Origin of the sequence: Catenovulum adriaticum, assembly GCF_026725475.1 — a bacterium.
In the GTDB taxonomy this organism is placed as follows: Bacteria; Pseudomonadota; Gammaproteobacteria; order Enterobacterales; family Alteromonadaceae; genus Catenovulum; species Catenovulum adriaticum.
Genome location: NZ_CP109965.1, coordinates 2,661,419 through 2,684,793, shown reverse-complemented (window position 1 = coordinate 2,684,793; position 23,375 = coordinate 2,661,419). Strand labels below are relative to the sequence as shown.

Here is a 23,375-nt window from a genome sequence, read left to right as displayed (position 1 = left end):
TAAAGTGTTGGGATTCGCTTCGTTTGTTCCAGGAAATTGTTGGGATTCGCTGCGCTCGTCCCAACCTACACGGCTTCAGGGTTAATGATATAAATAATTGGTGAAAAGCACGTCCCGAATAATTTCATTGCCGGTTTCTTTTTTCAGGAGCTCTTTTACTTTTTGAGCGCACATGGCTCGCACTTCTTCTCGCCCTTTAAGCGACTTTACTTTTTCTTCAGGTTCTTTGCCTAAAATATCCACAATCGCATCTCGTAAAAGGGGTGAATGATGCTCTACTACCTCAATATAAGCGGCATCTTGCAGCATTAGCTCTACTGTAATTCTCACATAACCGGGCTTTTTCTTGCTGGTAATATAATTAGTGATGATATCTGGCTCAAAGCCAAAGTAAGCAAAGGTATCTTCTGCTAATGTTTTTGTGCTGGTTAATAAAAACAAAAGGGGTGTTATTAAAATTAATTGTTTCATTTATCTGTTGTTACCATAATTTTTACTGCAAAATGTAATGAATACAGCTTAGCTGAGTATCCATGTGTTATCAGTTTAACTGGGATTATAAGTCATTTTGGGATACTGCTATTACTTGTTATCATATAGCCTATTGTAACTATAACAACGAATTAGAGCTTAGACTATTTTATGCACTCTTTTTTTCCAATAGGTGAACAAGCTCATTGGCAAACAGATATTGTTGCCCAACCTGAGATCAAACAGTGGTTGTTTGATCCTATGTCACTGACTGCAAAACTCAAGCAGGTATCTTCTCAATTTAAGTTAGAAGTATTAGGTCAAGCTTGGTTTACCCCAAAAGATCATACTGAGCTTAATTTTAGCGAACCTAGCTTAATTCGTGAAGTTTTATTGTATAGCCAAGGCCAAGCTTGGGTATATGCACATACTCAAGTGCCTAAATCTACCATAGATTCGGGTAATCAGAGCATAGCTAATTTAGGTGAACAGCCTTTAGGCGAAAATATTTTCAAACATCCAAATTTATCAAGAGCTAATATTGAAGTCGCGGCTTTTGATTTATCTAGTCGAGTATTTAAGCTGGCGCAAAGTTTAAATCAAAAAGCTTTGCCTAGTACCTTATATGGGCGACGTTCGTTGTTTAAGTTGGCAGATAAGCCATTAACCGTCACCGAAATTTTTTTAGCAGATTGTGAAATATATGATTAATAAACAAAAGCTTAGTTTTTCTCAGCGCTGCTTTGCTTATATCCAATTAATGCGCTTAGATAAACCTATAGGCACTTATTTATTGTTGTGGCCAACGCTATGGGCGTTATGGATTGCCAGCGAAGGTGTGCCCGAGTGGTCAATTTTAGCTATATTTGTAGCAGGCGTTATATTAATGCGCGCAGCGGGCTGTGTGATTAATGATTTTGCAGATCGAAAAATAGATGGACATGTAAAGCGCACTAATCAAAGGCCTTTGGTTTCAGGTGTAATAAGCGCCAAGCAAGCCATTATTTTGTTTTGTTGTTTGGTTTTATTATCGTTCGCTTTGGTTTTAATGCTTAACTGGCAAACGGTTGTCTTGTCGTTTGGGGCCCTCGCTCTCGCTTTTTCGTATCCTTTTATGAAACGCTATACCCATTTACCTCAGGTGGTTTTAGGTGCCGCTTTTAGTTGGGCTATTCCTATGGCATTTATGGCGGTACAAAGCCAATTACCTATGATTGTATGGGTATTATATTTTTCAAATTTAGCTTGGACAGTTGCCTATGATACTTTGTATGCCATGGTTGATCGCGACGATGATTTAAAAATTGGGGTTAAATCAACAGCCGTTTTATTTGGTCGATATGATAAATTAGCGGTTTTAATACTACATTTGTTAACGGTAGCAGGTTTATTTTTGGTCGGACAAATGGCTTCGTTAGGGGCTATTTATTATCAATGTGTTGGGCTGGCACTGGCGTTATTTCTTTATCAGCAATGGCAGGTAAAAAGTAGAGCGCGTGAGGTGTGTTTTAACGCGTTTTTGCAAAATCATTATGCGGGCTTATTAATTTTAATTGGCCTGATTTTAGATTACGGCATAGCTTAAACGATTTATACTTAAAACATTTATAGCCGCGTAGGCGTGCAGCTTGCGCACGCGATGTGCTAAATTAATTCAATTTTTTGACCTTAGTTTATATTGTGCAGCTTGCGCACGTGATTTTCTAATGCCTAAAAAAAGAATCGTCTGCAGGTGGTAAATCTTCTGAAAACTCATCAATTTGAGCCGTCAACTCTTGCTTTAATGACTGCCCTTTAATCACATGGCTTTCACTGGCCCATTCACCCAAATCAATTAAACGACAGCGGTCGCAACAAAAAGGTTTGTGCTTATTTTCGGGTTTCCATTCAACTTTGGTTTGGCAGGTAGGGCAGTTTACTTTTAACATTTTCTATCTCTATCGCTTTTTGATTTGAGCCTAAGTAACCTTAACTTAGGCTTTAAAAATTAACACGCAGATAATAAGAACGAAACTTGTTGTTGGCAAGCTGATTTCACATGTTCGCGGCTATTTTCCATAAAGCGGATTGAGAAGCGGCTTTTATGTCCACTGACCATTGGGTAGTAATAACTTTCGACAGGCATTTTTATTTGCAGCAACTCAACGTTTTCTACGGTATCAGTGTACAAGCCGTTTTCGGCTAATATAGGGGTAAATTGACCACGTTCGCGAATCATTTTAAGGTCAAGCTCAATAATAGTTTTTAAAATGTCGAGTTCTTTTAGCCATCTTTGCTGATCGGCCACAATAATATCCGCATCTTGGTGCTGCCATTGATGCAAATGAGGTAAGTCAAAACAGCAACTGCCACCAGGAATTGAAAATCTTTGTTTGAGCGATGATAAAAATTTATCGTCTCTTAATTTTTGTCCTAGTTTATTGGCGCTGGTGAGTTTACCAGAAAGCTGGACAACCGTTTCTAACAGATCTTGTAATGCTGAGTTATTAATACTGGGGTGTTGTGACCATGCAACCAGTTGTTTTTCGTGTTTTTCTAAATCTTTTAATAAATCTGATTTTAAATCGCCACGTTCAATAATGTCGACAATAGCAAATAAGCCACTTAAAAAGTCTAGGCTCGCCCATGGGGTAGTATCACCTAACTGATATGTTAAGCGCGCAAGTAAATTTTCGATTCGCAAGTAAGTGCGAATTTTTTCATTGAGTGGGAATTCGTACAAAATATCTGTCATAGTGACAATGCAGTTCTTTTATTATGTTTTATATCAATTTGATAATTAGCTTAACTCACTGGTTAAAATTTAGCTAATTTTTCGGCGTTAATTGGCTAACTTTAAATAGTTTTGGTGCAAATTTTCACAAATGGCTCTAATTTGCGTTAAAATTAACTCGGTATTAATTATATCGTCAGCGTAAGTGATTCGAGTTTCACGGTCAAGTTGGGCCGCCATAATCTGTTTGATTTGCGCAGCTGAATTTTTATCTCTGTGACTGGCTCGTGAAATTTGCGTATTGGTATTGCAATCTGTGACCAGTACTCGGTTGACTAAAGATTGCAGCTTGTTTTCTAATAATAGAGGTACAGCAAGAATACAGTATTTAGACTGAGCTAAATTACATTGGTTGATCATTTGCGCTCTAATCAAGGGGTGCAGCAATTGGTTAAGCCAGTTTTTTTCGTTTTCGTTTTTAAAAACGATGTCTCTCAATTTTGCTCTGTTTAGGCTCGAATCTTTATTTAAAATATTTGGCCCAAAGTGCGCGCTAATTTTAGCTAAACCGGCGCTATTTGGCTCAACTACTTCGCGGGCGATAATATCAGCATCAACTATATCAATGCCTAAATCTGCAAACATATTAGCCACTGTTGTTTTTCCGCTACCTATTCCCCCAGTTAAACCCACAATAAATTGGCTCATGAATAAACCCAGTTTTGTAAATAGTACTGAGTAATTTCAGTGCGCCAATAAAAAGCGACAAAGCCAGCAATAGCTAAATAAGGTCCAAATGGAATGGCAGTTTGGCTGTCTTTGTTTTGAAATTTAATTAAGCTAATTCCAATTATGGCACCTACAACAGACGACAATAAAATGACAATAGGCAAAGCTTGCCAACCCATCCACGCCCCTAGCGCAGCTAACAATTTAAAGTCGCCAAACCCCATACCTTCTTTATTAGTGAGTAATTTAAAGCTTTGAAATACCACCCATAACACTAAATAGCCAGCCACCGCACCAATTACAGCATCTTTTAAATCAACAAACTGGCCGTTAATATTCGCCAGTAAACCTAGCCAAATTAAACTCAGTGTGAGTTGATCGGGCAACAACATAGTATCTAAATCAATAAAGCATAAACAAATTAAAATAAAGCTAAACAGCATTGCCCATAGCGCCAAACTCGAAACACCAAAGTGATATGCTGCATAAGCGCCTACTAAGCCAGTAAACAGCTCTACCAAAGGGTAGCGAATAGAAATAGGTGCTTTGCATGAATGACATTTTCCGGCTAATGCCAACCAGCTAAAAATAGGGATATTATGCCAAGGTTTAATGGCCGTTTGGCAGTGAGGACAAGTTGAATTGGGTTTTACCAAGTTGAAACTAGTTTGGTGATTTAGGGCGCTTTCATCTAAATTTTGTACGGCTAACGCATCTTGCTTTTGTGAGTTGAGCGGTTCAGTTAATAAGATTTCACATTCTGCTTTCCAGTCGCGTTCAAGCATAATCGGGAGTCGGTAAATAACAACATTTAAAAAACTACCTATTAATAAACTAATCAGAAAAGCACAGCCATACCAAGCTAGTGGATAAAGTTGAAAAACGTCAATTATATTGTCAAATAGCATTAGCTAACAATTTTCCCCATTTGAAAGATAGGTAAATACATGGCAATAATTAAACCACCAATTACTACCCCTAAAACCGCCATTATCATAGGCTCGATTAACGCAGACAAGCCGTCAACAGCATCATCTACTTCTTGTTCATAAATATTGGCGACTTTGTTGAGCATATCATCTATTGCGCCAGACTCTTCGCCAATTTGTACCATTTGTATTACCATATCAGGAAACAACTTAGTATTGCGCATAGCAACATTTATTTGCATCCCCGCAGATACTTCTGATTTGATGTACTGAATCGCTTTGCGGTAAACAGCGTTGCCGGAGGCACCAGCCGCTGAATCTAGCGCTTCAACTAAAGGCACACCGGCTGAAAATGTAGTCGCTAAAGTACGAGAAAACCGAGCCAATGCTGCTTTATTTAAAATGCCACCAAAAACAGGTGCTTTTAATAATATAGCATCTACTTTATCACGTAATTTTCGTGAGCTTTTATAGGCACGTGCAAAAATAAAAACACCCACCCCAGCTACTAATGCCATGATAGGGCCCTGCGTTTGAATTAAGTTAGAAATATTAATAATTAAGCGGGTAAATACAGGTAACTCTGCCCCAAAACTGGCAAAAATTTGTTCAAATTGCGGCACCACAAAAATAAGTAAAATTAAAGTAACGATAACTGCGATAAATACCACCGCAATAGGGTAGGTCATGGCTTTTTTTATTTTTGATTTTAGCGCTTCGGTTTTTTCTTTATAGGTTGCAATGCGATCGTAAATGCCTTCAAGTGCACCCGACTGCTCGCCCGCTTTAACTAAATCACAATATAGGTCATCAAAATATTTAGGGTGTTCTCTCAGTACCTGATTTAATGGCGTGCCCGATTGAATGCCAGCGCCAATTGTGGTTAAAAGGCGTCTGATATTTGCGTTTTCGTTACCTTTACCTATTAATTCAACTGATTGCACTAACGGCACACCTGCGCCTAACATAGTAGCAAGTTGACGGGTTATTACTGCAATATCTTTGGCAACAATCTTTTTAGGGCCGCGACCAAACAAAGGTTTGGGTTTCTTTTTAACACTGGTCGGGTTTATCCCCTGACGTTTAAGCTGCTCTTTGGCATGTTTTAAGTTGTCGGCTGCAGATTCACCATTAACTTTATCACCGCGGCGGTTTACCCCTCGCCACACATAAAAATCTTGAATTACGACAGCATCTTTCTTTTTTTTCTTGGCTATTGCCATCATTCATTCCTTAAATTGAGCATGAAAAGTGGTTAATTGCCGCTAGTTACCCGGCTTACTTCGCCTAAACTAGTCGTGCCTGCTAATGCTTTTATAATTCCAGATTGGCGCAGGTTATTAATTTTTTCAGTTTGTGCTTGTTTTGCAATTTGCAGTGCGTTCCCTTCTTGCATAATTAAATTTGCCATCTCGCTTGAAATAGGCATAACTTCATAAATACCAATGCGGCCTTTAAATCCGCCTGAGCATAATTCACAGCCCACAGGCTCGTATAAAGTTAAATTGTTTAACTGATCTGGGGTAAAGCCAAACTCAAGCAACTCGTTATCGGGTGGCGGCGCTTCAACTGGTTTTTTACATTGGTTACATAATCGGCGGGCTAAGCGCTGAGCAATAATTAAACTAACAGAGCTGGCAATATTAAAGCTGGGCACGCCCATATTTAATAAACGAGTTAAGGTTTCGGCGGCAGAGTTGGTATGTAAAGTTGATAAAACTAAATGACCTGTTTGTGCTGCTTTAATTGCGATTTCGGCTGTGTCTAAATCTCGAATTTCACCTACCATGACAATATCTGGATCTTGACGTAAAAACGAGCGTAAAGCGCCGGAAAAGTCTAATCCAGCTTTAGGGTTAATCTGAACTTGATTAATGCCTTCTAAGTTGATTTCAACCGGATCTTCTGCGGTTGAAATATTACGTTCAGCGGTATTTAAAATATTTAACCCAGTATAAAGCGATACAGTTTTACCGCTACCGGTAGGGCCAGTGACTAAAATCATACCTTGTGGTTTGGCTAAGGCATTTAAATAAAGCTGCTTTTGATGCGGTTCATAACCCAAAGCATCTATGCCTAACATAGCGCTGCTTGAGTCGAGTATCCGCATTACAATTTTTTCGCCCCATAAGGTTGGCAGCGTTGATACTCGAAAATCGATTGATTTTTTGGTGGTAATTTTAAGCTTAATTCGGCCATCTTGTGGTTTGCGTTTTTCTGCAATATCAAGCCGAGACATCACTTTTAAGCGTGCCGCCATTCGAGTAGACAAATTAACGGGTGGTGAGGCGACTTCGTGTAATATACCGTCGATTCTAAAGCGAATGCGGTAGCTGTGCTCGTAAGGTTCAAAATGTAAATCAGATGCGCCGCGTTTAATCGCATCTAATAAAATACGATTAATGTACACCACAATAGGGGCATCGTCTTTATCTGGGGTGTCTGGCTCTTTGTCTTGAGTGGCGTCTTCTGCCACTTCTATATTGTCTAGCGATGAGTCGTCAAAGTCTGACAACGTTAAATGGGCTTCGTCACCTTCGTGTTTTAAATCAATCGCTTTTTGTAACTTGCTTGCTTCAACACAAACATATTCAACGTTAAAACCTGAACTAAATTGAAAATCTTCAGCGGCGCTCATTGAAGCAGGATTTGTCGTTGCTAAAAATAGGGTACGACCCCGTAAAAATAGCGGTAGTACTTTATGTTTATCTGAGAGCCTTTCTTTGAGTAAATCATCGGGAATGCAAGCTAAATCAAAAAAGCTTAAATCTAGATAAGGAACATGAAAACGCTGAGCGATTTCAGTTAACATTTCTTGCTCGGTAAACCAGTTATTTTTGGCAATATATTGCTGAACCTCAAGATGAGATTTAAAGCTTTGCTTCTTTAAATCATCTTGCTGGTGTAAGTTTAATAATCCGTTAGTGTAGAGTCTTAGATCAGGTGCAGCCATGCTCGCTCGGTATAGTGTTATTATCTTGTTTTTATTGAGTTTAGCATAATAGTTAAGTATGTGAATGGGGAAGTTAACTTAGTGGGTAATATCTTGGCTATATAGATTCTCACGCGATTTAAATATGCGCGGTGGGAGAAGGTTTATTGCGGTAATAAAAATAATGAAAAAATCCGTCATTATGCACAGCGAGCTACGAGCGTGATGCGGAATCTCATGTAAGCTAGCGTTTGGGGTTGCATGTTAAAATGTTGGGATTCGCTTCGCTCGACCCAACCTACAGTTTATGTTGGGTGGGGATGTGTTTAAATGATGGCGCTGAATTTGAGTGTGGTTAATGTGGTTTAGGCAATAAAAAAGCGAACCTAAATAAAGTAATAAAGGATCGCTCTTATTCTATTTTTTATGATTAATTTTAAGTTTAGCTACCAGTCGTTTGTTCTCTTTCCCATGTGATTTGGTTATCTGCTGCTACATATGTAGGTGTGAGGGTAATTATCGCTTTATCGACTTTATCCGTACCAGTAACCGTAATTTTACCATTTAAAACTTTAACAGATGCTATATTATCAGAGCCATGGTCAGTGACATCTACTGGAATGCCTTCTTTACCTTGATCGCAGTTGCTTTTGGTGTTTCCAAGAGCAACTTGCTTTAAGATGCAAGATGCTACTAAGCCTTTTAATGAGCCAGCAGCCGTTTCTAATTCAGCTACTTTTGCATTCTTCATATAATCCGTGTAAGCCGGTACTGCTACTGCTGCTAAAATCCCTATGATAGCTACTACTATCATTAATTCAATTAAGGTAAAACCTTGGTTTTTGTTTTTAGTTTTTTGCATAGTTTGTATCTCCAAAATGAATATAAAGTAATCCTAATTTACTTAACAACTGCCGATGTGACCTCTGATCGTGTTTTAGTAATTCCGATTTGGTTAAAGGCATTAGCTCTAACATTAGTCGAATCAATAAAGTTAGACAAGTCTTAATTGTTAATTTTTTATATTATTTTTTATCCCGAATAAACCCACATTGGTTGATGGCCATTTAGCGCATTTGCTCATTTAATTTTAGCCATAATCACAGGTTAAAGACGGGTATGCATATTGGCTGGGTTGAATATTACCAATAAATATAAAGCCTATCAGTGCAGTCAATTTGTATTTAGATTATGATAGGTTTGATTTTAGTGAAAACTCCGAGCCTGTCTGGCTAAGTTTAGCGGTTTATTATAAACCGTTAAATAAGTTTGGCAGGCCGCAAATACTACTCGCGTTTTTCATTGTGATGGTATTTGCCAGGGTTGCGGCAGAAATAACGCAGCCTCCCGAATTTGGAAAGGTGTTTATGTTACAAGATAAAATGGGTCGGCAATTTCATTATTTGAGATTGTCGATTACTGATGTGTGCAACTTTAAGTGCACCTATTGCTTACCCGATGGGTACCAGTGCGATAGCTCGCGCGATTTTTTGTCTTTGGACGAAATTCGCCGGTTAGTCACAGCGTTTGCGCGCTTGGGTACCAGTAAAATACGTATTACCGGCGGCGAACCTGGACTTCGTAAAGATTTACCGCAAATTATTCAAACCTGTAAATCAATTGATGGCATTGAACAAGTTGCCTTAACCAGCAATGGGTTTAATTTAGAGCAAAAAATTAATCAATGGGTTGATGCCGGGTTAGACTCGCTTAACATTAGCATTGATAGCCTAAAGCCTGATATGTTCAGATTAATTACCGGCCACGATAAGTTAGAAAGCATTTTGCGTGGATTAGCCCTAGCTCGCCAAGCTGGATTAAAAGCAATTAAGGTTAATACGGTTTTAATGCAGCAATACAATGCTAATCAACTGGATGAATATTTAAGTTGGCTACAAGATAAAGCTTATACCTTAAGGTTTATTGAGTTAATGCAAACTGGCGATAACCAATCTTTTTTTAACCAAAACCATGTGAGCGGCGAAAGCATTAAACAAAAACTGTTAGCCGAAGGCTGGTCAGCTGTTATTAGAGATAAAGCCGCGGGCCCAGCTCAGGAATTTTATCATCCTGATTACCAAGGCAAAGTTGGTTTAATTATGCCTTACAGCAAAGATTTTTGTGTGAGTTGTAATCGCTTGCGAATGAGTGCTTTAGGTAAATTGCATTTGTGTTTATTTACAGAACATGGCATTGATATGCGTAGTTTACTTAAGCGGGATAATCAGCTGAATGAATTATGTGATGCACTGCAATTAGCTTTAGCTGATAAAACGCCCAGTCACTTATTACAAGAGGGTGAAACGGGTGGCACCTCACATTTGGCAATGATTGGAGGTTAAGTGGTTGTTTATCCAGAAATTCACTCAAACCTTCACTCAAATGTCCAGTCAGCTAAACTAGATAGCCTTAAAAAAACGGTTGCCAGCCTTATTTTAGCAGGTGGTTTGTCGTCTCGTATGGGGTCTGATAAGGCTAGCTTGGTAGTGGATGGCGTTAGTTTGCTGAAAAAAAATCAAGATTTATTGGCTCAGTTAAATCTTGAGACAGTTTTAGTTAGCGGTGCAAAAGCAGGGCAAATATCCGATAAAATTAAACAGGCAGGGCCGGTTGGTGGCATTTTTTCTGCGCTGGATTTTGTTAAGCCCGAGAGTGCCTTATTGGTTTTGCCAGTTGATATGCCAAACCTGAATACTCAGGTTTTACAGCAATTGATAGATTACGGCATGGCCAACCAAACTAGCTGTTATTTCGACCATTATTTTTTACCTGCTTTTTTTTATGATGTGAGCCGTCTACAACAAGCAAGCAATCAATTAATAACTCAGCCCGGAAAAGCCTGTTCGATTAGAGCTTTGTTGAATAAGGTTAATGCGCGAGCTATTTTTATTGAGGCACCTTCACTTGAAAAATGCCTAATAAATGTTAATACACCACAGCAGTGGCAAACTTATATTAAACAGCAGACATAAGCTCATTTTTTAATTTACATGGTTAGGTGACGAGCTTAGCTTACCCAGCTCGCAGCAACTTAAAACATCATGATTAATCCGGTTGTAGGCGATTACATCCGGCTTTTAAATTTTTATTACAATGAAAGAGATTAAAATGGCAAAGCAAAACAAACCCTTTCAACCATTAAATATTGCGGTGTTAACTATTTCGGATACACGTGATGAATCAAACGATACCTCGGGTCAGTATTTAGTTGACGCGTTACGAGATGCCGGCCATATTTTGGCTGATAAAAAAATTGTTAAAGACGATATTTATCAAATCAGAGCAGTGAGCTCTAACTGGATTGCATCAGATAACGTGCAGGTTATTTTAACCACGGGTGGCACCGGATTTACGGGGCGAGACAGCACACCCGAGGCGATTACCCCATTATTTGATAAAACGGTTGAAGGTTTTGGTGAATTGTTTAGGCAAGTATCGTTAGCGGATATTGGCACCTCAACTATTCAATCAAGAGCCGTTGCGGGTATGGCAAATAAAGTGGTTATCTTTTGTTTGCCTGGTTCAACGGGCGCTTGCAAAACTGGTTGGAATGATATTATTAAATCGCAAATTGATGCCAGTGTAAAACCTTGTAATTTTGTTGCTCAGCTCAAAGTCGTTGATCAGTCTGTTGACGCTTGTGAAAGCCGAGGTTAAATAAATGTCTGATCATAACAAGTTTGATTCAAAACAATTTAGCCATGTTAATGCACAAGGCGAGGCGAATATGGTTGATGTATCTGAAAAAGCCGTTACTACGCGCACCGCGATAGCTCAAGGTTTTATTAAAATGTCGGCCGAAACTATTAACATGATTGTTGAAGGCGGCCATGCTAAAGGCGATGTATTTGCCGTTGCTCGTATTGCGGGCATTCAAGCGGCCAAAAAGTGCGCTGATTTAATTCCTTTATGTCATCCATTAATGTTGAGCAAAGTTAAAGTTGAATTTGAAGTGCAAGCTGAACAAAATCAGGTTCGAATAGAAGCTATGTGTAAATTGGCTGGTAAAACCGGTGTTGAAATGGAGGCGCTTACGGCCGCATCTGTCGCAGCTTTAACTTTATTTGATATGTGTAAAGCCGTTGACCCTAGTATGGAAATAGGCGGTATTCGAGTTCTGGAAAAGCAAGGCGGAAAAACAGGCCATTGGCAAAATCAATCATAATAGACAGATAAATTAGATGATTAAAATTTTATTTTTTGCAAAATTACGAGAGCAACTTAATTGTGAGTTTATTGAACTGGAAATAGATCAAGTGAGCGTTGCTGAGGTTAAAAGTAGCTTGATTAAACAAAACCCACAATGGCAATCCGTATTAATGGGCAACAAAGTATTAGCCGCGGTGAACCAAGAAATGGTTAACCAAAATACCATTGTGCAAAGCGGCGATGAAGTCGCATTTTTCCCGCCGGTAACCGGCGGTTAACCACAAAAAAACGGTAGGTTGGGACGAGCGCAGCGAATCCCAACATCTTTGGTTTAACAAACAATCTCTTCTATACTCAAATTGAAATAACTTAAGGATGGAGTTATGCAATATAAAAGGTGTTTTGTCCCGGGTGGATGTTATTTTTTTACCCTTGTAATACAACAACGCAATAAACCTATATTAACGGATAATATTGAGCTATTAAGGCAGGTTTATAAAAAAATGATTATAACCCGCCCAATAGAAACAATCGCTATGGTTGTGTTGCCAGATCATTTACACGCTATATGGCAATTACCGGAAGGTGACTTTGATTACTCTCAGCGTTGGCGGCAAGTTAAAGTAAATTTTTCAAGGCGGTTACCACAAACCGAAAGCTTTAATGCCAGCAGAGCTCATAAAGGTGAAAGAGGCATTTGGCAACGCCGTTTTTGGGAGCATTGCATACGAAATGATGAGGACTTGCACAGGCATATAGATTACATCCATTATAATCCAGTCAAACATGGCTATACAAAAAGACCATTTGATTGGCCTTATTCGAGTATTCATCAATATATTCGAAAAGGTATTTTAACGCCGGAGTGGGGCGTAAATGAGCACTCATGATTTATATTGTTGGGATTCGCCATAACATTTTGAATTAGATACAAAAAAACCGTGTAGGTTGGGACGAGCGCAGCGAATCCCAACGGGTGTTCAACCATCACATTTTTGAATTAGATACAAAAAACCATGTAGGTTGGGACGAGCGCAGCGAATCCCAACGGGTGTTCACCATCACATTTTGAATTGGATACAAAAAACCATGTAGGTTGGGACAAGCGCAGCGAATCCCAACGGATGTTCAACCATCACATTTTGAATTAGATACAAAAAACCGTGTAGCTTGAGACGAGCGCAGCGAATCCCAACGTTTTATATTTATGTGCGGTTTTTTATAAGGCAATGCTTGCAAGGTAAATAGCGCATTTATCTTGCTTTTTAATTGGCTTATCCCCATTTTTTAAAATTCTGTGTTGTGAATAATAACTAACATACACCTTGCCATTCTCTTCAATCATGGCGGGGTAGCTATTATCGCCTGCGGATGGCAGTTTAAATAGCGGGATTAATTTTTTGTCAGCTAAATTGAGTTCAAAAATCCAAGTGCTTAACCTAAACGGCCATTGAATACGTCGTGCGGCGATAATAATTTTTCCATTGCCTAGTTTTAAGATGGCAGGTCCACCTAAATATTCATTTAAGTCAAACCATTGCCATTGTTGGTAGCTGGTGTTTGAAATACCCAATTGTGCGGTGAAGGTGTCGGCATCGCGCCTAAGAATACATATGGCTCGGCCGTCATCTAAAAAGCATATATCGGACTCGTTTGGGTAGCCTTTGCTATTTTGTTTTAAGCTAAATAAATCGTCTTTTTTTAATAAAAAGCCAGCTAATGGGTCGCCCTGATAAAGTTTGACTCTATTTTGAGCTCGATTATAGGCGATGCCTAAAGCGGTGTTGTTATGCCAGCGAATTCGCCATAGCCACCAGTTTTTTTCTCCTATCATTTTGGCTGATGACCAAGTTAATCCATTTTGGCTAAATTGAATGCAGTTTTGATTAATAATATTTTTACCTAAGCTATCAAAAACTTTATGGTAATAGCTTAATAGTAATTTTCCTGAAGGATGAATGGTGAGCTTAGGATCTCTTAAATCTGAATTGGTGATGACAATTTTACTCGCAATTTGCCAGCTGTTTAGCGACTCAGATTTAAGAATAATAATAATGCCATCTTTACTGACATGGTTTGTTGCTTGGCGAAAACAGCAGTAATAAATACCGTTAAATTTAATTAAATCGGTAAAAGCATTGTGCTGTTGGTTGCCCCATATTAATTGATGGCTGATTAGTTGCATAATGATGTTGGTTTAGCCGTTTTGAATTGCATGTAATCAGTATATGATCTGGGCTTTAATTTGTTTAGTGATTCTTTTTATTGTTTTGGCTATTTGCATCAATAGGTTTTCATTATTTAAATTTTTTACTTTAATTTTTTTAGCGAATAAATAGAGGCAATATGTATACAGAATATGAGGGTATTATTTTTGATATGGACGGCACTTTAGTTGATAGTGGGCGTTTACATCAAAATGCTTGGACACAAGCGCTTAATCAATATCAGATTCCGATTAACTTTGCGTTAATGCGTTCATTAGCTGGCGTTCCGACTAAAGAAACAGTGGATATTTTGGTTAAACATTTTGATTTAAATATTCAGGCAAGTAGCGATGAAATTAACGAATTTAAAGAAGCCATTGTTAAAGAAACCATTCATCAATATGTAAAGCCGACTAAGCTCGCTGAATTTGCACGCGACAATGCGGGTAAAAGGCCTATGGCCGTTGGTACTGGTGCTTATACAGCGGAAGCAAAACACATTTTGGAAATATGTGGGCTAACTGAATTAATCGATCATTTAGTCGGGGCTGATCAGGTAAAAAATCCAAAACCAGCGCCAGATACTTTTTTGCGTTGTGCGGAGCTCATGAAAGTAAAACCAGAAAAATGCATTGTGTTTGAAGATGCTCCAGCTGGTATGCAAGCAGCAAAATCAGCAGGTATGTTTGTGGTGGATGTTTTAGAGGTAATGCAAATTAAAAACGATTATTTTTTAGAATAAGGCTTTTATAGGTTTATTTGTGCGCGAGGGGTTAATAACCTTAATTCAATTAATTTAAGCCAAGGTTAAGTAGATTATGAAATTAAAATAACAGAGCAGGTGGCTCTGTTATTTTAATTTGCTTGCGTTAGTTGAGCCGATTTAACCTTGTTCTAATAGCTCTCGTAAATCAATTAACGCGGCATTGGCCCGCGAAACATAATTAGCCATCACTAAACTATGGTTGGCTACAAAGCCAAATCCACCGCCATTTAAAATGAGCGGACTCCACACTGTTTCTTGTGTGGCTTCAAGCTCACGGATAATTTGGCGTAAACTCACAGTTGCATTTTTCTTTTCAAGCACGTCTTTAAAATCTATTTCAATTGCTTGTAAAAAATGGTGCAGTGCCCAACATGCGCCTCTGGCTTCGTAAAAAACATCATCTATTTGCCACCAGTTGGTTTGAACTCTGTTTTGCTGTGGCGTTTGAGTTGATTGAGCCGCGCTTGAATCGCCTGCTAGATTTATATTAAATTGGTTTTTTCCGACACTAGCACTAAGTTTTTGTGAGGTTGAACCCAGCCGTTTTTCAACTTCTTTTAGCCAGTCACTTAAATTATCAGCCCGAGAATAAAATTGGCCATCAGCCTGATTTTGATCAATTAAACGGGCGCGATAACTATTTAATGCTGCAAGCGCATTTTCGTATTCACCCTCGGCACTTGGCCAAGCCCAATTTTTGTGGTCAATATTTAATTGAGGTTGGGCAAATTTTAAATCTTGATCTTCCGCAGATTGAGATTGTGATCGACTAAAATCTTTTCGCATTGCCAGTGCTAAATCTCTTATTTGTTCAAGCGCGCCAAATTCCCACGCTGGCATGTTATCCATTAATACCGAAGGAGGCAGCACATCGTTAGCGGTAAATCCGCCGGGCTTATTTAACAAAGTTTCTGTTACTTGAATAAGCGCCGTTGTGGTTGCGTAACCTGAAACTTGGCTGTGTGCTTGGCTGGCTTGTTTAATTGATTTAAGTTCTGGCTCTTGGCTCCACCAAATTGCGATAAACCAAAAGATGATTATGAGCGCAATGGCAGCTGCGCCAATTCCTTTCACCGCTTTATTATTCATAAGTACCTTTGTATTAATGATTATGGCTGTGTTTCACTTTAGCAGATTGCGGTTTTATTGCTTCAATAGGGGCAATAAAACGATAGGTTTTCTGCTTTTTGCTGGTTAATTCAAATTCAACTTGTCTGACTTTTACCCAGTCTTTTTTTAGCTTCATCAGCATTATATGTTTGCCGCTAGGCTGCAAATAAACACTTTTATGTGCTGGAATAACTAATTGATCCATTTTATGCATCATGGCCATGCCATCTTTATTTAAATGGGTGTGAAATTCTGTTTTTTCACTAATGTTGCTACTGGCTTCAATTAGGCTAATAGCGGTTTCACCCGTGTTGGTGATTTTAACAAATGCTGCTGTATTTTTTTGTGTTGTGGGCATTAGCCTAACAGTTGCTTGCTCAAACTCAAGGTTTGCTTGAGCACTTAAGCTAGCGGTTAACCCTATACAAGCCGCAATAAAAGGTAATAATATCTTCTTGGTACGTGTTAAATTCATTGTTATAAAACCTTAGTTACACTTTAAATTTGCTAGATGTCGATTTTAGTTTATCTGCTAACGCGGCAAGTTGATAACTTAAATCAGCTAGCGAAGATGAATTTTGCTCTGTTTCACTGGTTTTTTGATAAATATCATCCGTATGATTAACAATGTCATTGGCCAAGTTGGTTTGCTGCTCTGTTGTTTGGGCAATGTGGTTATTCATTTCACTAATTTGAATAATGGTTTGGTTAATTGAGCTTAAGCTTTCACCTGCGGTATTAGCTGTTGCGACACAATCTTTTGCACTTTCGGTTCCTTGTAGCATAGCCTCCACCGCTGAGTTAGAAGCTGTTTGTAACTGGGCAATGGTGTCGTTAATTTGTGTTGTGGATTCTTGAGTTCTAGAAGCTAATGTTCTGACTTCATCGGCTACTACGGCAAACCCACGGCCTTGCTCGCCGGCTCGAGCGGCTTCAATGGCGGCATTGAGTGCCAATAAATTGGTTTGCTCTGCAATCGCACGAATCACATCTAGTACGACACTAACTTGCTCACAATCTTGTCTTAATTGTTGAACAACCGATGATGTTTGCTGCGAAGATTCGGACATGGTCTGAATCTTTTTAACGGTTTCATTAACCACTCGTTGCCCTTGCTCTGCAGCTTGTGTGGCTTCTTCAGTTGCTTTTGCAGCATTGGCTGCTGAGCTGGCAACATCGCCTACCGAATGTTGCATATTGGCAACTGTATCTTTGGTGTAGCTAGCACTTTGTTTTTGGGTGGCAACGGTTGTTTTAGTTTGCTCTGCTAAATTTTGTAAAGTTTGGGCGAGTTCAGCTAACGGCATTGCTGAATCTACAACTTGGCGAATAACGGTTTGTAATTGTTGCATAAATGAATTAAACCAATATACCAACTGACCAATTTCGTCATTTTTGTCAACTTTAATACGGACGGTTAAGTCACCGTTTTCTTCAGCAATATTACGTAAACTATTAATCACTTGTTTTAAATTTTGAGTTAGGCTTTTTGATACTAAATAGGCCGGAATGGCTAACAAAGCAGTGACTACAAATGCCATTAAAATACCTATGTTTATCAGGGTTGAGGTGGTATCACTTGAGGCTTTAATTGCGGCTTTAAAGTTGTCTTCTCGTTGATCTCTAAATTGCATCATGGCTTGCTCTAATTCACCATATATTTGGTTCGCTTTTTCAGCGCGCGCGCCTATGGTGGCAAAATCTGCGGTATTATTGACCATTTCTTCACTAATGCGACTGGCTTGTTGGTAGTAAGAATCAAATTGTTGAGCAAAACTTTGAGCTTTTGTTTTATAAGCTGGGTTATATTGAGCTAATGATTTTATTGATCTTGAAAGGTTTTGTGCAGTTTGCTGCGCATTATCTAACGTATCTTGATCGCCAGTTGTGACTGCGCTGCTTAGTTGCTCTTTTATGCTATCTAAAGTTTCTAAGTTTTGTTCAATAAGCTGTAAACTAGGAAAGTGGACATCTCGTACTTCTTCTAAAGTTTTTACATTGTTTGTGGCTTTTGAATAAATAACCGCTACGTAAAATAAAAAACCAATAGCGCCTATGATAGGGATTAGGTAAATTTTATTGGCAAGTGACATACTGGGTTTTTGAGGTATATGTTGCGACATAGAGCGATTACCTTGTAATTAATTGAGTCTTTAATTTTTTACGAGCGACGTTTTAATTAGTTATTATAGATTTAAAATTGCGATTTCACGCAGTTACACATGTAATCTCAAACTAACCAGAAGTCAGTTATTTAAACGGTTATTGCGCCATAAAAATTTGTCAGGTTATTGATATATAATAGCATTTAAATTCAATATCCAGTTATATTGTTTTTAATTGATTTTTCCATGGTATCACGCCACCCCCCATAAACAGGGTTGGGTATTAAAAACCATCGATTGCCCCACATTTCATCATATTGTGACGTTAATTTTAAACGGGCACTGGCTGGTAAACTAGATGCTTTGGGGATCATTTGATTTATATCATCTCCAACGATCATTAGTATTCGATAGCGTTTAGCTATAAATTGGCGTCGGCTACTTTGATCTTGATTCCAATCTGCAAATTCGCCTCTGAAAAACATTTGGTCTTTAGGAAAAGCGAGTGAGACTCGGCTGAGTACTTTTGAGGTTTTTGTTTTAATTGGGCAAGGATCTCTCGGATTTGGTTTGCATACCCGATCAGAGATTAATAAAACGCTGACGCCCAATGTTGAAGCTTTTTTAATTAATTTCATGACATAAGGTACTAAATTTACTCGTTCATGTTCAACCCAACGATTGAAACGGCTCTCGCTATGTTCGTCATTATCTAATGCGAGCTCCCCGCGATAAGGCATAGTGCTGATAAGCGTATCATCTAAATCTAAAATAATAGCATTGGGTAGTTGGTTCATGCCTTCTTGACCGAACTGTTCTATCGCGGCCGTCCAATTATTATCAAATACGGCTTTTTCTAATTTTTGTGATGCATTTTCAAAGGTTTGAGAGGCAATGGCTTGAAACTCAGCTGATTTTTGTAACCAAGCAATGGCGCCAAGTGATTCATCCGCTAACGCGAATTTGGGGGGGAGTATGCAAGCACAAATGAGCAAAGTGCGTAATAATTTGAATTGAATTTTATTTTGAATATGTTTAAGCATAATGATAGTTCGTTATTGAGCATTTAAACGTAAACGCATTAAATTAGTTATCGGCTGAATAATTAAAAACTAAAATGAGTATAGCTGATGACGTGAATAATAGTGTTGAGCTAAAAAACATTTATAGGCGAATTATTATTTTAATTCAGAGTATTTGGGGCAGGGGGGTTATTTAGGGACTTATGGTTATTTTCGAGTCGACCGATCCGCTAGATTTAAGCAGGACTAATTAGTTAATGGTCTATGAGCGGACATTGTAAATGCAGGTTAAGTCAATGTGGGTTTAAAGAATGCTTTTGCTTACCGCATATTGGTTAAATTATTAGCTAAGTTAACAGCTAAATCAATTGACTAAATTTAAGATTACAAAAATTAAAAGCGATAAAAACTCAGTTTTTATCGCTTTTTGGCTGTTAGCTTGAAATTAAAGTTCTTTAAGCTTTGGCGCGCTCAAAAGATTCTACAATCTCTTTTTTAGCTGCTGCTACATCTTCCCAGCCTTCTACTTTTACCCATTTGCCTTTTTCAAGCTCTTTGTAACGCTCAAAAAAGTGAGTGATTTGAGCTTTTAGCAACTCATCAATGTCATTCACGTCTTGGATGTGATCATAAATTTTTGTTAATTTGCTGACAGGTACAGCAAAAACTTTAGCATCTTCACCAGACTCGTCACTCATTTTTAATACCCCAACTGGGCGGCATTTAATCACAGAACCTGGTACTAATGGATGCGGGGTTGGTACTAATACGTCAACTGGGTCGCCATCTAATGATAAAGTGTCATTTACGAAACCATAGTTGCAAGGGTAAAACATTGGTGTTGACATAAAACGGTCAACCCATACTGTGCCAGTGTCTTTGTCTACTTCGTATTTGATTGGGTCAGCATTTGCTGGGATTTCAATGATTACGTTAACTTCTTCTGGTAAGTTTTTACCCGCAGGTACGTTAGATAAGCTCATTTTCCTTCCTTTAAGAGGTTTGTTTTAGCAAATTTGCCCATATTATAAGACTCAGAACTAAAATGGCGAGTAAATTTATTAAGACTTTGATAATCTCGTCTAAATAAAAGCAGATTTTTTGGTATTTGAATAATGAAAAGTTATCGTTTAGTCATTGATTGTCCGGATCAAATTGGCATAGTTTCAGCTGTCAGTCAGTTTTTAGCTGATCACCAAGCCTCTATCGTTGAAGCAAATCACCATAAAGACAATCAGGAAAATTGGTTTTTTATGCGCAATGAAATTGAGGCAGAGTCATTTGCGTTAACGCTAGATCAATTTAAACAAGAGTTTTCGCCTGTAGCCGAGCAGTTTAAAATGAATTGGCATATTGTTGATTCGTCTCACAAGCCAAATGTTATTTTAATGGCGAGCCGGGAGTCACATTGTTTAGCCGATTTATTGCACCGCTGGCACAGTGGTGAGCTCGATTGTAATATTGTTGCTGTGATTGCCAACCATGAACATTTACGACAAATGGTTCAGTGGCATGGTATTCCTTATCACTATGTGCCCTTTCCTAAAGAAGATAAAGCGGGTGCCTTTGCGCAAGTTAAAGAGCTAATATATGAGTATGAAGCCAATACCATAGTGTTAGCACGTTTTATGCAAATTTTTCCGGATGAACTTTGCAAAGAATTTGCTGGGCAGGTGATTAATATTCACCATAGTTTTTTACCCTCTTTCGCGGGTGCAAAACCTTATCATCAGGCGCACAAACGTGGCGTTAAATTAATTGGGGCGACGTGTCATTATGTGACTGGCGATTTAGATGCAGGCCCAATTATTGATCAGGAAATTATGCGCATTAGCCACCGAGATAGTGTTGACGACATGGTAAGAAAAGGGAGAGAGTGTGAAAAACAGGCTTTAGCAAGAGGGCTTAGAAACCATATTCAGAATCGCGTTATTATAAATGGTAACAAAACAATTGTATTTGATTAAACTTGTGCCATTTTGAACTTATAACAAGCAAACTCGTCTATGTTTAAATTGGGTGATATTTAATATTTACTGTTATACCTAATTCAAAAAATCACCTAGGGTATATTGGTAAACCATGGAAATAAAAAGAATATGTATATAGTGACCGTTGAGTTTGTAATTCATTCTGCTTATTTACTGCCTTTTTTAGATGCAGTATTAGAACATGCGGAATCTTCTTTACATCAAGAAGATGATTGTCAGCAATTTGATGTTAGCCAAAGTCATGAGACACCTACTCATTTCTTTTTATATGAAACCTATAAAGATGAGCAAGCCTTTCAGATGCATCTTGAAAGCCAGCATTATCTAACCTTTACCAATACAGTAAAGGATTGGGTAATTAAAAAAAATATAAACACTTGGTATGCTTGTTAGATTTGTAATTTTACTAGGAGAGCATGATTAACATTTCTGTGTTGGGTGCTGGTTGGTTAGGCTTACCACTTGCATTGTCGCTTAAGCAAGCTGGAAATAAAGTAAAGGTCAGTCATAGTTCAGAGCAAGCGTGTGAAAAAACTCGATTGCAGGGCTTAGACGCTCACGTTTGTAAATTGGGCGATACGTTTAATATCACCCAAAGCCAAGCTTTATTTGAATCCGATATTCTTATTGTTACTATTCCGCCTGGGTTCAGACAAGCAACACAAGGAAAAGACTTTTTAATTAAATGGCGTCAAATTATTAATTCTGCAAATGCATCTGGCATACAAAAAATAATCATGACGAGCTCTACCGGTGTTTACCCTGATAACAATCAAATGATGCGTGAAGAAGATGCCTGCGCTCATAATGAAAAAGCTAAAATTTTATTATCTGCCGAACAATTATTGCAAAGCGAATTTAAAGGCGAGTATCTAGTAGTAAGATTAGGTGGTCTGTTTGGTGGAAATCGGCACCCAGCTCGTTTTGTTAAGCATATGAAAAAATTAAACTCTGAAGCGATTGCAAATATGCTGCATTTAGATGATGCTGTTGGTGCTATTTGTTATCTGATTGAGAAACAAGCCACAAATCAAATTTTTAATATTGTCTCGCCGAAACATCCAACAAAGGCAGTTTTTTATCAAACAGCGATACGGTATAATGATGAAAATTTAAACATGCCCCAAATAATGAATGGTGATAGTGGAAAATGCATTTCGTCTGATAAATTATTAACAATAGGTTATTGTTTCATTTATCCCAATCCATGTTCTGTCTATCAGATTATTTAGTGTCAATATCCTTTACAATTCATTCTGTTGTTTATTGAGTTTTTATTTTAAGCTTTTGTTTTTATATTAAAAATTTATTTTGGCCCTGATTTTGCTTGTATTTAACTATGCACTGTTTTAATCCATTCTAATGTCGGGAAGGACTTATGAATAAAATTATTTTAACTGTTTTTGCACTCTTGTTTTCCGGAGCATCATTTGCTGCGAACCAAACTTGGGATTTTAAAAACACAGATTCTAACTTAAATAATAACTCAACTGGAAATACCTGGAGTGATTCTCAGGGTGGGGTTGACTTAGCTGCAACAGCTTGGGCTGATACTGATGAAGAGTATGACTGTTCTGGGTTGCAGTTCGGTCTTTGGTGTTCTTCTGGTTGGAATGTGACAAATCAAGTTGAATCAGCACGTATAGATACTAATAGCCATGGTTTATTAGCATATAATCAAAATATAGATGCTCACACGATTGATAATTTCATTGACTACGACATGATATTATTATCTTTCTCTAAAGATGTGAACTTAAGTGGTATTACTTTAGGGTGGGCTTTTCCTGATAGTGATATAACTGTTGCTGCGTTTGATAGTGAACCTAGCTTGTCAGGTGAAACTTGGGATGCTGTTGCCAGCTCTGCTTCTGACATCTGGACCTTTGAAAATGTCAGCGTGAACTCTTATTATGACTTTAGTGCGGATACTGCAGGTGTTAACAGTCAGTACTGGTTAGTAGGTGCGTATAACGCTTCGTTTGAATATTTACATGATTGTATTTCTGACGCGATAAAAATTGCCGGTATTACAACTTCAACAACGACTTCAGGAAAGCCAGTGCCTGTGCCAGAACCAGCTAGTATTTTGCTCTTTTTAGCGGGTTTATTTGGTGTTATGTTAAAATATAGAAAGCAGACTAAATACTAAATTTAATTGTAGGTTTTTACCTATAGTTTATTAACTTAAATTTAAAGGTGGCATTGCCACCTTTTTTTTCGTATAAACAAACTTAAATCAAATTTAATT

27 protein-coding genes and 1 riboswitch are annotated in these 23,375 nt (G+C 38.1%); of the genes, 13 read left to right on the top strand and 14 right to left on the bottom strand.

The window, feature by feature from the left end; genetic code table 11:
* Positions 1–81: 81 nt before the first annotated feature.
* Positions 82–471 carry a flagellar basal body-associated protein FliL gene (locus tag OLW01_RS11750; protein WP_268074108.1) on the bottom strand — a complete coding sequence of 130 codons (390 nt, stop codon included), beginning with the start codon at positions 469–471 and terminating at the stop codon, positions 82–84.
* A 171-nt stretch (positions 472–642) separates the two neighbouring features.
* On the opposite strand from OLW01_RS11750, the gene OLW01_RS11745 reads away from it, so the two are divergent.
* Together OLW01_RS11745 and ubiA are read left to right on the top strand one after the other, a co-directional pair.
* Complete coding sequence (locus OLW01_RS11745; protein WP_268074107.1) at positions 643–1,182, top strand: chorismate--pyruvate lyase family protein; 540 nt, start codon at positions 643–645, stop codon at positions 1,180–1,182.
* Positions 1,175–2,056: a 4-hydroxybenzoate octaprenyltransferase gene (gene ubiA / locus OLW01_RS11740; protein ID WP_268074106.1), complete on the top strand. Its 882-nt coding sequence runs from the start codon at positions 1,175–1,177 to the stop codon at positions 2,054–2,056. The genes OLW01_RS11745 and ubiA overlap by 8 nt, the downstream gene beginning before the upstream one ends.
* A gap of 118 nt (positions 2,057–2,174) precedes the next feature.
* Here ubiA and yacG read toward each other — a convergent pair whose 3' ends face one another.
* The 7 genes from yacG to OLW01_RS18430 all read right to left on the bottom strand — a co-directional run bounded on the left by yacG (position 2,175) and on the right by OLW01_RS18430 (position 8,636).
* Positions 2,175–2,399, bottom strand: a complete 225-nt coding sequence (yacG, locus tag OLW01_RS11735) for a DNA gyrase inhibitor YacG (protein WP_268074105.1) — start codon at positions 2,397–2,399, stop codon at positions 2,175–2,177.
* Positions 2,400–2,458: 59 nt separating this feature from the next.
* Complete coding sequence (gene zapD / locus OLW01_RS11730; protein WP_268074104.1) at positions 2,459–3,205, bottom strand: cell division protein ZapD; 747 nt, start codon at positions 3,203–3,205, stop codon at positions 2,459–2,461.
* A gap of 87 nt (positions 3,206–3,292) precedes the next feature.
* Positions 3,293–3,892, bottom strand: coding sequence for a dephospho-CoA kinase (coaE, locus tag OLW01_RS11725; protein WP_268074103.1), 600 nt, complete (start codon positions 3,890–3,892; stop codon positions 3,293–3,295).
* Positions 3,889–4,821 (bottom strand): prepilin peptidase, encoded by a 933-nt coding sequence (locus OLW01_RS11720; protein WP_268074102.1) that lies wholly within the window; start codon positions 4,819–4,821, stop codon positions 3,889–3,891. Before OLW01_RS11720 ends, coaE begins: the two co-directional genes overlap by 4 nt.
* Positions 4,821–6,068 (bottom strand): type II secretion system F family protein, encoded by a 1,248-nt coding sequence (locus tag OLW01_RS11715; RefSeq protein ID WP_326498582.1) that lies wholly within the window; start codon positions 6,066–6,068, stop codon positions 4,821–4,823. The genes OLW01_RS11720 and OLW01_RS11715 overlap by 1 nt, the downstream gene beginning before the upstream one ends.
* A gap of 29 nt (positions 6,069–6,097) precedes the next feature.
* Positions 6,098–7,795, bottom strand: a complete 1,698-nt coding sequence (pilB, locus tag OLW01_RS11710) for a type IV-A pilus assembly ATPase PilB (RefSeq protein ID WP_268074100.1) — start codon at positions 7,793–7,795, stop codon at positions 6,098–6,100.
* A gap of 421 nt (positions 7,796–8,216) precedes the next feature.
* Positions 8,217–8,636, bottom strand: coding sequence for a pilin (locus OLW01_RS18430; RefSeq protein ID WP_326498581.1), 420 nt, complete (start codon positions 8,634–8,636; stop codon positions 8,217–8,219).
* A 342-nt stretch (positions 8,637–8,978) separates the two neighbouring features.
* Positions 8,979–9,154: riboswitch (molybdenum cofactor riboswitch) on the top strand.
* Between OLW01_RS18430 and moaA the strand changes: the two genes are divergently transcribed.
* The 6 genes from moaA to OLW01_RS11675 all read left to right on the top strand — a co-directional run bounded on the left by moaA (position 9,142) and on the right by OLW01_RS11675 (position 12,813).
* Positions 9,142–10,116, top strand: coding sequence for a GTP 3',8-cyclase MoaA (moaA, locus tag OLW01_RS11700; RefSeq protein WP_268074099.1), 975 nt, complete (start codon positions 9,142–9,144; stop codon positions 10,114–10,116). Its footprint overlaps the riboswitch before it by 13 nt.
* The gene (gene mobA / locus OLW01_RS11695; protein ID WP_268074097.1) at positions 10,117–10,746 is read left to right on the top strand and encodes a molybdenum cofactor guanylyltransferase; all 630 of its coding nucleotides are present in this window, start codon (positions 10,117–10,119) and stop codon (positions 10,744–10,746) included.
* A gap of 136 nt (positions 10,747–10,882) precedes the next feature.
* Entirely contained in the window at positions 10,883–11,431 is a 549-nt protein-coding gene (gene moaB, locus OLW01_RS11690; RefSeq protein WP_268074095.1) for a molybdenum cofactor biosynthesis protein B, read from the top strand.
* 4 nt (positions 11,432–11,435) lie between these two features.
* Positions 11,436–11,939, top strand: coding sequence for a cyclic pyranopterin monophosphate synthase MoaC (gene moaC / locus OLW01_RS11685; RefSeq protein ID WP_268074093.1), 504 nt, complete (start codon positions 11,436–11,438; stop codon positions 11,937–11,939).
* A gap of 16 nt (positions 11,940–11,955) precedes the next feature.
* Positions 11,956–12,201: a molybdopterin converting factor subunit 1 gene (gene moaD, locus OLW01_RS11680; RefSeq protein ID WP_268074092.1), complete on the top strand. Its 246-nt coding sequence runs from the start codon at positions 11,956–11,958 to the stop codon at positions 12,199–12,201.
* Positions 12,202–12,306: 105 nt separating this feature from the next.
* Positions 12,307–12,813 (top strand): REP-associated tyrosine transposase, encoded by a 507-nt coding sequence (locus tag OLW01_RS11675; protein ID WP_268074091.1) that lies wholly within the window; start codon positions 12,307–12,309, stop codon positions 12,811–12,813.
* A gap of 329 nt (positions 12,814–13,142) precedes the next feature.
* On the opposite strand, the gene OLW01_RS11670 is transcribed toward OLW01_RS11675, so the two are convergent.
* Entirely contained in the window at positions 13,143–14,108 is a 966-nt protein-coding gene (locus tag OLW01_RS11670; protein WP_268074089.1) for a hypothetical protein, read from the bottom strand.
* A 161-nt stretch (positions 14,109–14,269) separates the two neighbouring features.
* On the opposite strand from OLW01_RS11670, the gene OLW01_RS11665 reads away from it, so the two are divergent.
* Entirely contained in the window at positions 14,270–14,872 is a 603-nt protein-coding gene (locus tag OLW01_RS11665) for an HAD family hydrolase (RefSeq protein WP_268074088.1), read from the top strand.
* A 141-nt stretch (positions 14,873–15,013) separates the two neighbouring features.
* Here OLW01_RS11665 and OLW01_RS11660 read toward each other — a convergent pair whose 3' ends face one another.
* From OLW01_RS11660 to ppa, 5 genes are all read right to left on the bottom strand, one after another.
* A complete protein-coding gene (locus OLW01_RS11660; protein WP_268074087.1) occupies positions 15,014–15,985 on the bottom strand; it encodes a DUF2333 family protein in 972 nt (323 codons plus the stop codon).
* A gap of 13 nt (positions 15,986–15,998) precedes the next feature.
* On the bottom strand, positions 15,999–16,481 hold the full coding sequence (locus OLW01_RS11655; RefSeq protein WP_268074086.1) for a copper chaperone PCu(A)C: 483 nt from the start codon (positions 16,479–16,481) through the stop codon (positions 15,999–16,001).
* A 16-nt stretch (positions 16,482–16,497) separates the two neighbouring features.
* On the bottom strand, positions 16,498–18,129 hold the full coding sequence (locus OLW01_RS11650) for a methyl-accepting chemotaxis protein (RefSeq protein WP_268074085.1): 1,632 nt from the start codon (positions 18,127–18,129) through the stop codon (positions 16,498–16,500).
* Positions 18,130–18,320: 191 nt separating this feature from the next.
* Positions 18,321–19,154 (bottom strand): HAD family acid phosphatase, encoded by an 834-nt coding sequence (locus tag OLW01_RS11645; RefSeq protein WP_268074083.1) that lies wholly within the window; start codon positions 19,152–19,154, stop codon positions 18,321–18,323.
* 434 nt (positions 19,155–19,588) lie between these two features.
* Positions 19,589–20,116, bottom strand: coding sequence for an inorganic diphosphatase (gene ppa / locus OLW01_RS11640; RefSeq protein WP_268074082.1), 528 nt, complete (start codon positions 20,114–20,116; stop codon positions 19,589–19,591).
* Positions 20,117–20,245: 129 nt separating this feature from the next.
* Between ppa and purU the strand changes: the two genes are divergently transcribed.
* From purU to xdp1, 4 genes are all read left to right on the top strand, one after another.
* Positions 20,246–21,100, top strand: coding sequence for a formyltetrahydrofolate deformylase (gene purU / locus OLW01_RS11635; RefSeq protein ID WP_268076221.1), 855 nt, complete (start codon positions 20,246–20,248; stop codon positions 21,098–21,100).
* A 132-nt stretch (positions 21,101–21,232) separates the two neighbouring features.
* Entirely contained in the window at positions 21,233–21,517 is a 285-nt protein-coding gene (locus tag OLW01_RS11630) for a putative quinol monooxygenase (protein WP_268074081.1), read from the top strand.
* Positions 21,518–21,540: 23 nt separating this feature from the next.
* A complete protein-coding gene (locus tag OLW01_RS11625; RefSeq protein WP_268074080.1) occupies positions 21,541–22,356 on the top strand; it encodes an NAD-dependent epimerase/dehydratase family protein in 816 nt (271 codons plus the stop codon).
* A 146-nt stretch (positions 22,357–22,502) separates the two neighbouring features.
* Entirely contained in the window at positions 22,503–23,276 is a 774-nt protein-coding gene (gene xdp1, locus OLW01_RS11620; protein ID WP_268074079.1) for an exosortase-dependent surface protein XDP1, read from the top strand.
* Positions 23,277–23,375: the final 99 nt, after the last annotated feature.

Excerpts from the sequence above, each read along its gene's own strand:
- OLW01_RS11655 (WP_268074086.1), bottom strand. The coding sequence starts at position 16,481 with ATGAATTTAACACGTACCAAGAAGATATTATTACCTTTTATTGCGGCT.
- OLW01_RS11650 (WP_268074085.1), bottom strand. The coding sequence starts at position 18,129 with ATGTCGCAACATATACCTCAAAAACCCAGTATGTCACTTGCCAATAAA.
- OLW01_RS11715 (WP_326498582.1), bottom strand. The coding sequence starts at position 6,068 with ATGATGGCAATAGCCAAGAAAAAAAAGAAAGATGCTGTCGTAATTCAA.
- pilB (WP_268074100.1), bottom strand. The coding sequence starts at position 7,795 with ATGGCTGCACCTGATCTAAGACTCTACACTAACGGATTATTAAACTTA.
- moaC (WP_268074093.1), top strand. The coding sequence starts at position 11,436 with ATGTCTGATCATAACAAGTTTGATTCAAAACAATTTAGCCATGTTAAT.
- OLW01_RS11750 (WP_268074108.1), bottom strand. The coding sequence starts at position 471 with ATGAAACAATTAATTTTAATAACACCCCTTTTGTTTTTATTAACCAGC.
- ppa (WP_268074082.1), bottom strand. The coding sequence starts at position 20,116 with ATGAGCTTATCTAACGTACCTGCGGGTAAAAACTTACCAGAAGAAGTT.
- OLW01_RS11675 (WP_268074091.1), top strand. The coding sequence starts at position 12,307 with ATGCAATATAAAAGGTGTTTTGTCCCGGGTGGATGTTATTTTTTTACC.
- yacG (WP_268074105.1), bottom strand. The coding sequence starts at position 2,399 with ATGTTAAAAGTAAACTGCCCTACCTGCCAAACCAAAGTTGAATGGAAA.
- OLW01_RS11720 (WP_268074102.1), bottom strand. The coding sequence starts at position 4,821 with ATGCTATTTGACAATATAATTGACGTTTTTCAACTTTATCCACTAGCT.
- OLW01_RS11665 (WP_268074088.1), top strand. The coding sequence starts at position 14,270 with ATGTATACAGAATATGAGGGTATTATTTTTGATATGGACGGCACTTTA.
- OLW01_RS11630 (WP_268074081.1), top strand. The coding sequence starts at position 21,233 with ATGTATATAGTGACCGTTGAGTTTGTAATTCATTCTGCTTATTTACTG.
- xdp1 (WP_268074079.1), top strand. The coding sequence starts at position 22,503 with ATGAATAAAATTATTTTAACTGTTTTTGCACTCTTGTTTTCCGGAGCA.
- OLW01_RS18430 (WP_326498581.1), bottom strand. The coding sequence starts at position 8,636 with ATGCAAAAAACTAAAAACAAAAACCAAGGTTTTACCTTAATTGAATTA.
- OLW01_RS11625 (WP_268074080.1), top strand. The coding sequence starts at position 21,541 with ATGATTAACATTTCTGTGTTGGGTGCTGGTTGGTTAGGCTTACCACTT.
- coaE (WP_268074103.1), bottom strand. The coding sequence starts at position 3,892 with ATGAGCCAATTTATTGTGGGTTTAACTGGGGGAATAGGTAGCGGAAAA.
- moaD (WP_268074092.1), top strand. The coding sequence starts at position 11,956 with ATGATTAAAATTTTATTTTTTGCAAAATTACGAGAGCAACTTAATTGT.
- OLW01_RS11745 (WP_268074107.1), top strand. The coding sequence starts at position 643 with ATGCACTCTTTTTTTCCAATAGGTGAACAAGCTCATTGGCAAACAGAT.
- moaB (WP_268074095.1), top strand. The coding sequence starts at position 10,883 with ATGGCAAAGCAAAACAAACCCTTTCAACCATTAAATATTGCGGTGTTA.
- zapD (WP_268074104.1), bottom strand. The coding sequence starts at position 3,205 with ATGACAGATATTTTGTACGAATTCCCACTCAATGAAAAAATTCGCACT.
- OLW01_RS11660 (WP_268074087.1), bottom strand. The coding sequence starts at position 15,985 with ATGAATAATAAAGCGGTGAAAGGAATTGGCGCAGCTGCCATTGCGCTC.
- OLW01_RS11645 (WP_268074083.1), bottom strand. The coding sequence starts at position 19,154 with ATGCTTAAACATATTCAAAATAAAATTCAATTCAAATTATTACGCACT.
- moaA (WP_268074099.1), top strand. The coding sequence starts at position 9,142 with ATGTTACAAGATAAAATGGGTCGGCAATTTCATTATTTGAGATTGTCG.
- OLW01_RS11670 (WP_268074089.1), bottom strand. The coding sequence starts at position 14,108 with ATGCAACTAATCAGCCATCAATTAATATGGGGCAACCAACAGCACAAT.
- ubiA (WP_268074106.1), top strand. The coding sequence starts at position 1,175 with ATGATTAATAAACAAAAGCTTAGTTTTTCTCAGCGCTGCTTTGCTTAT.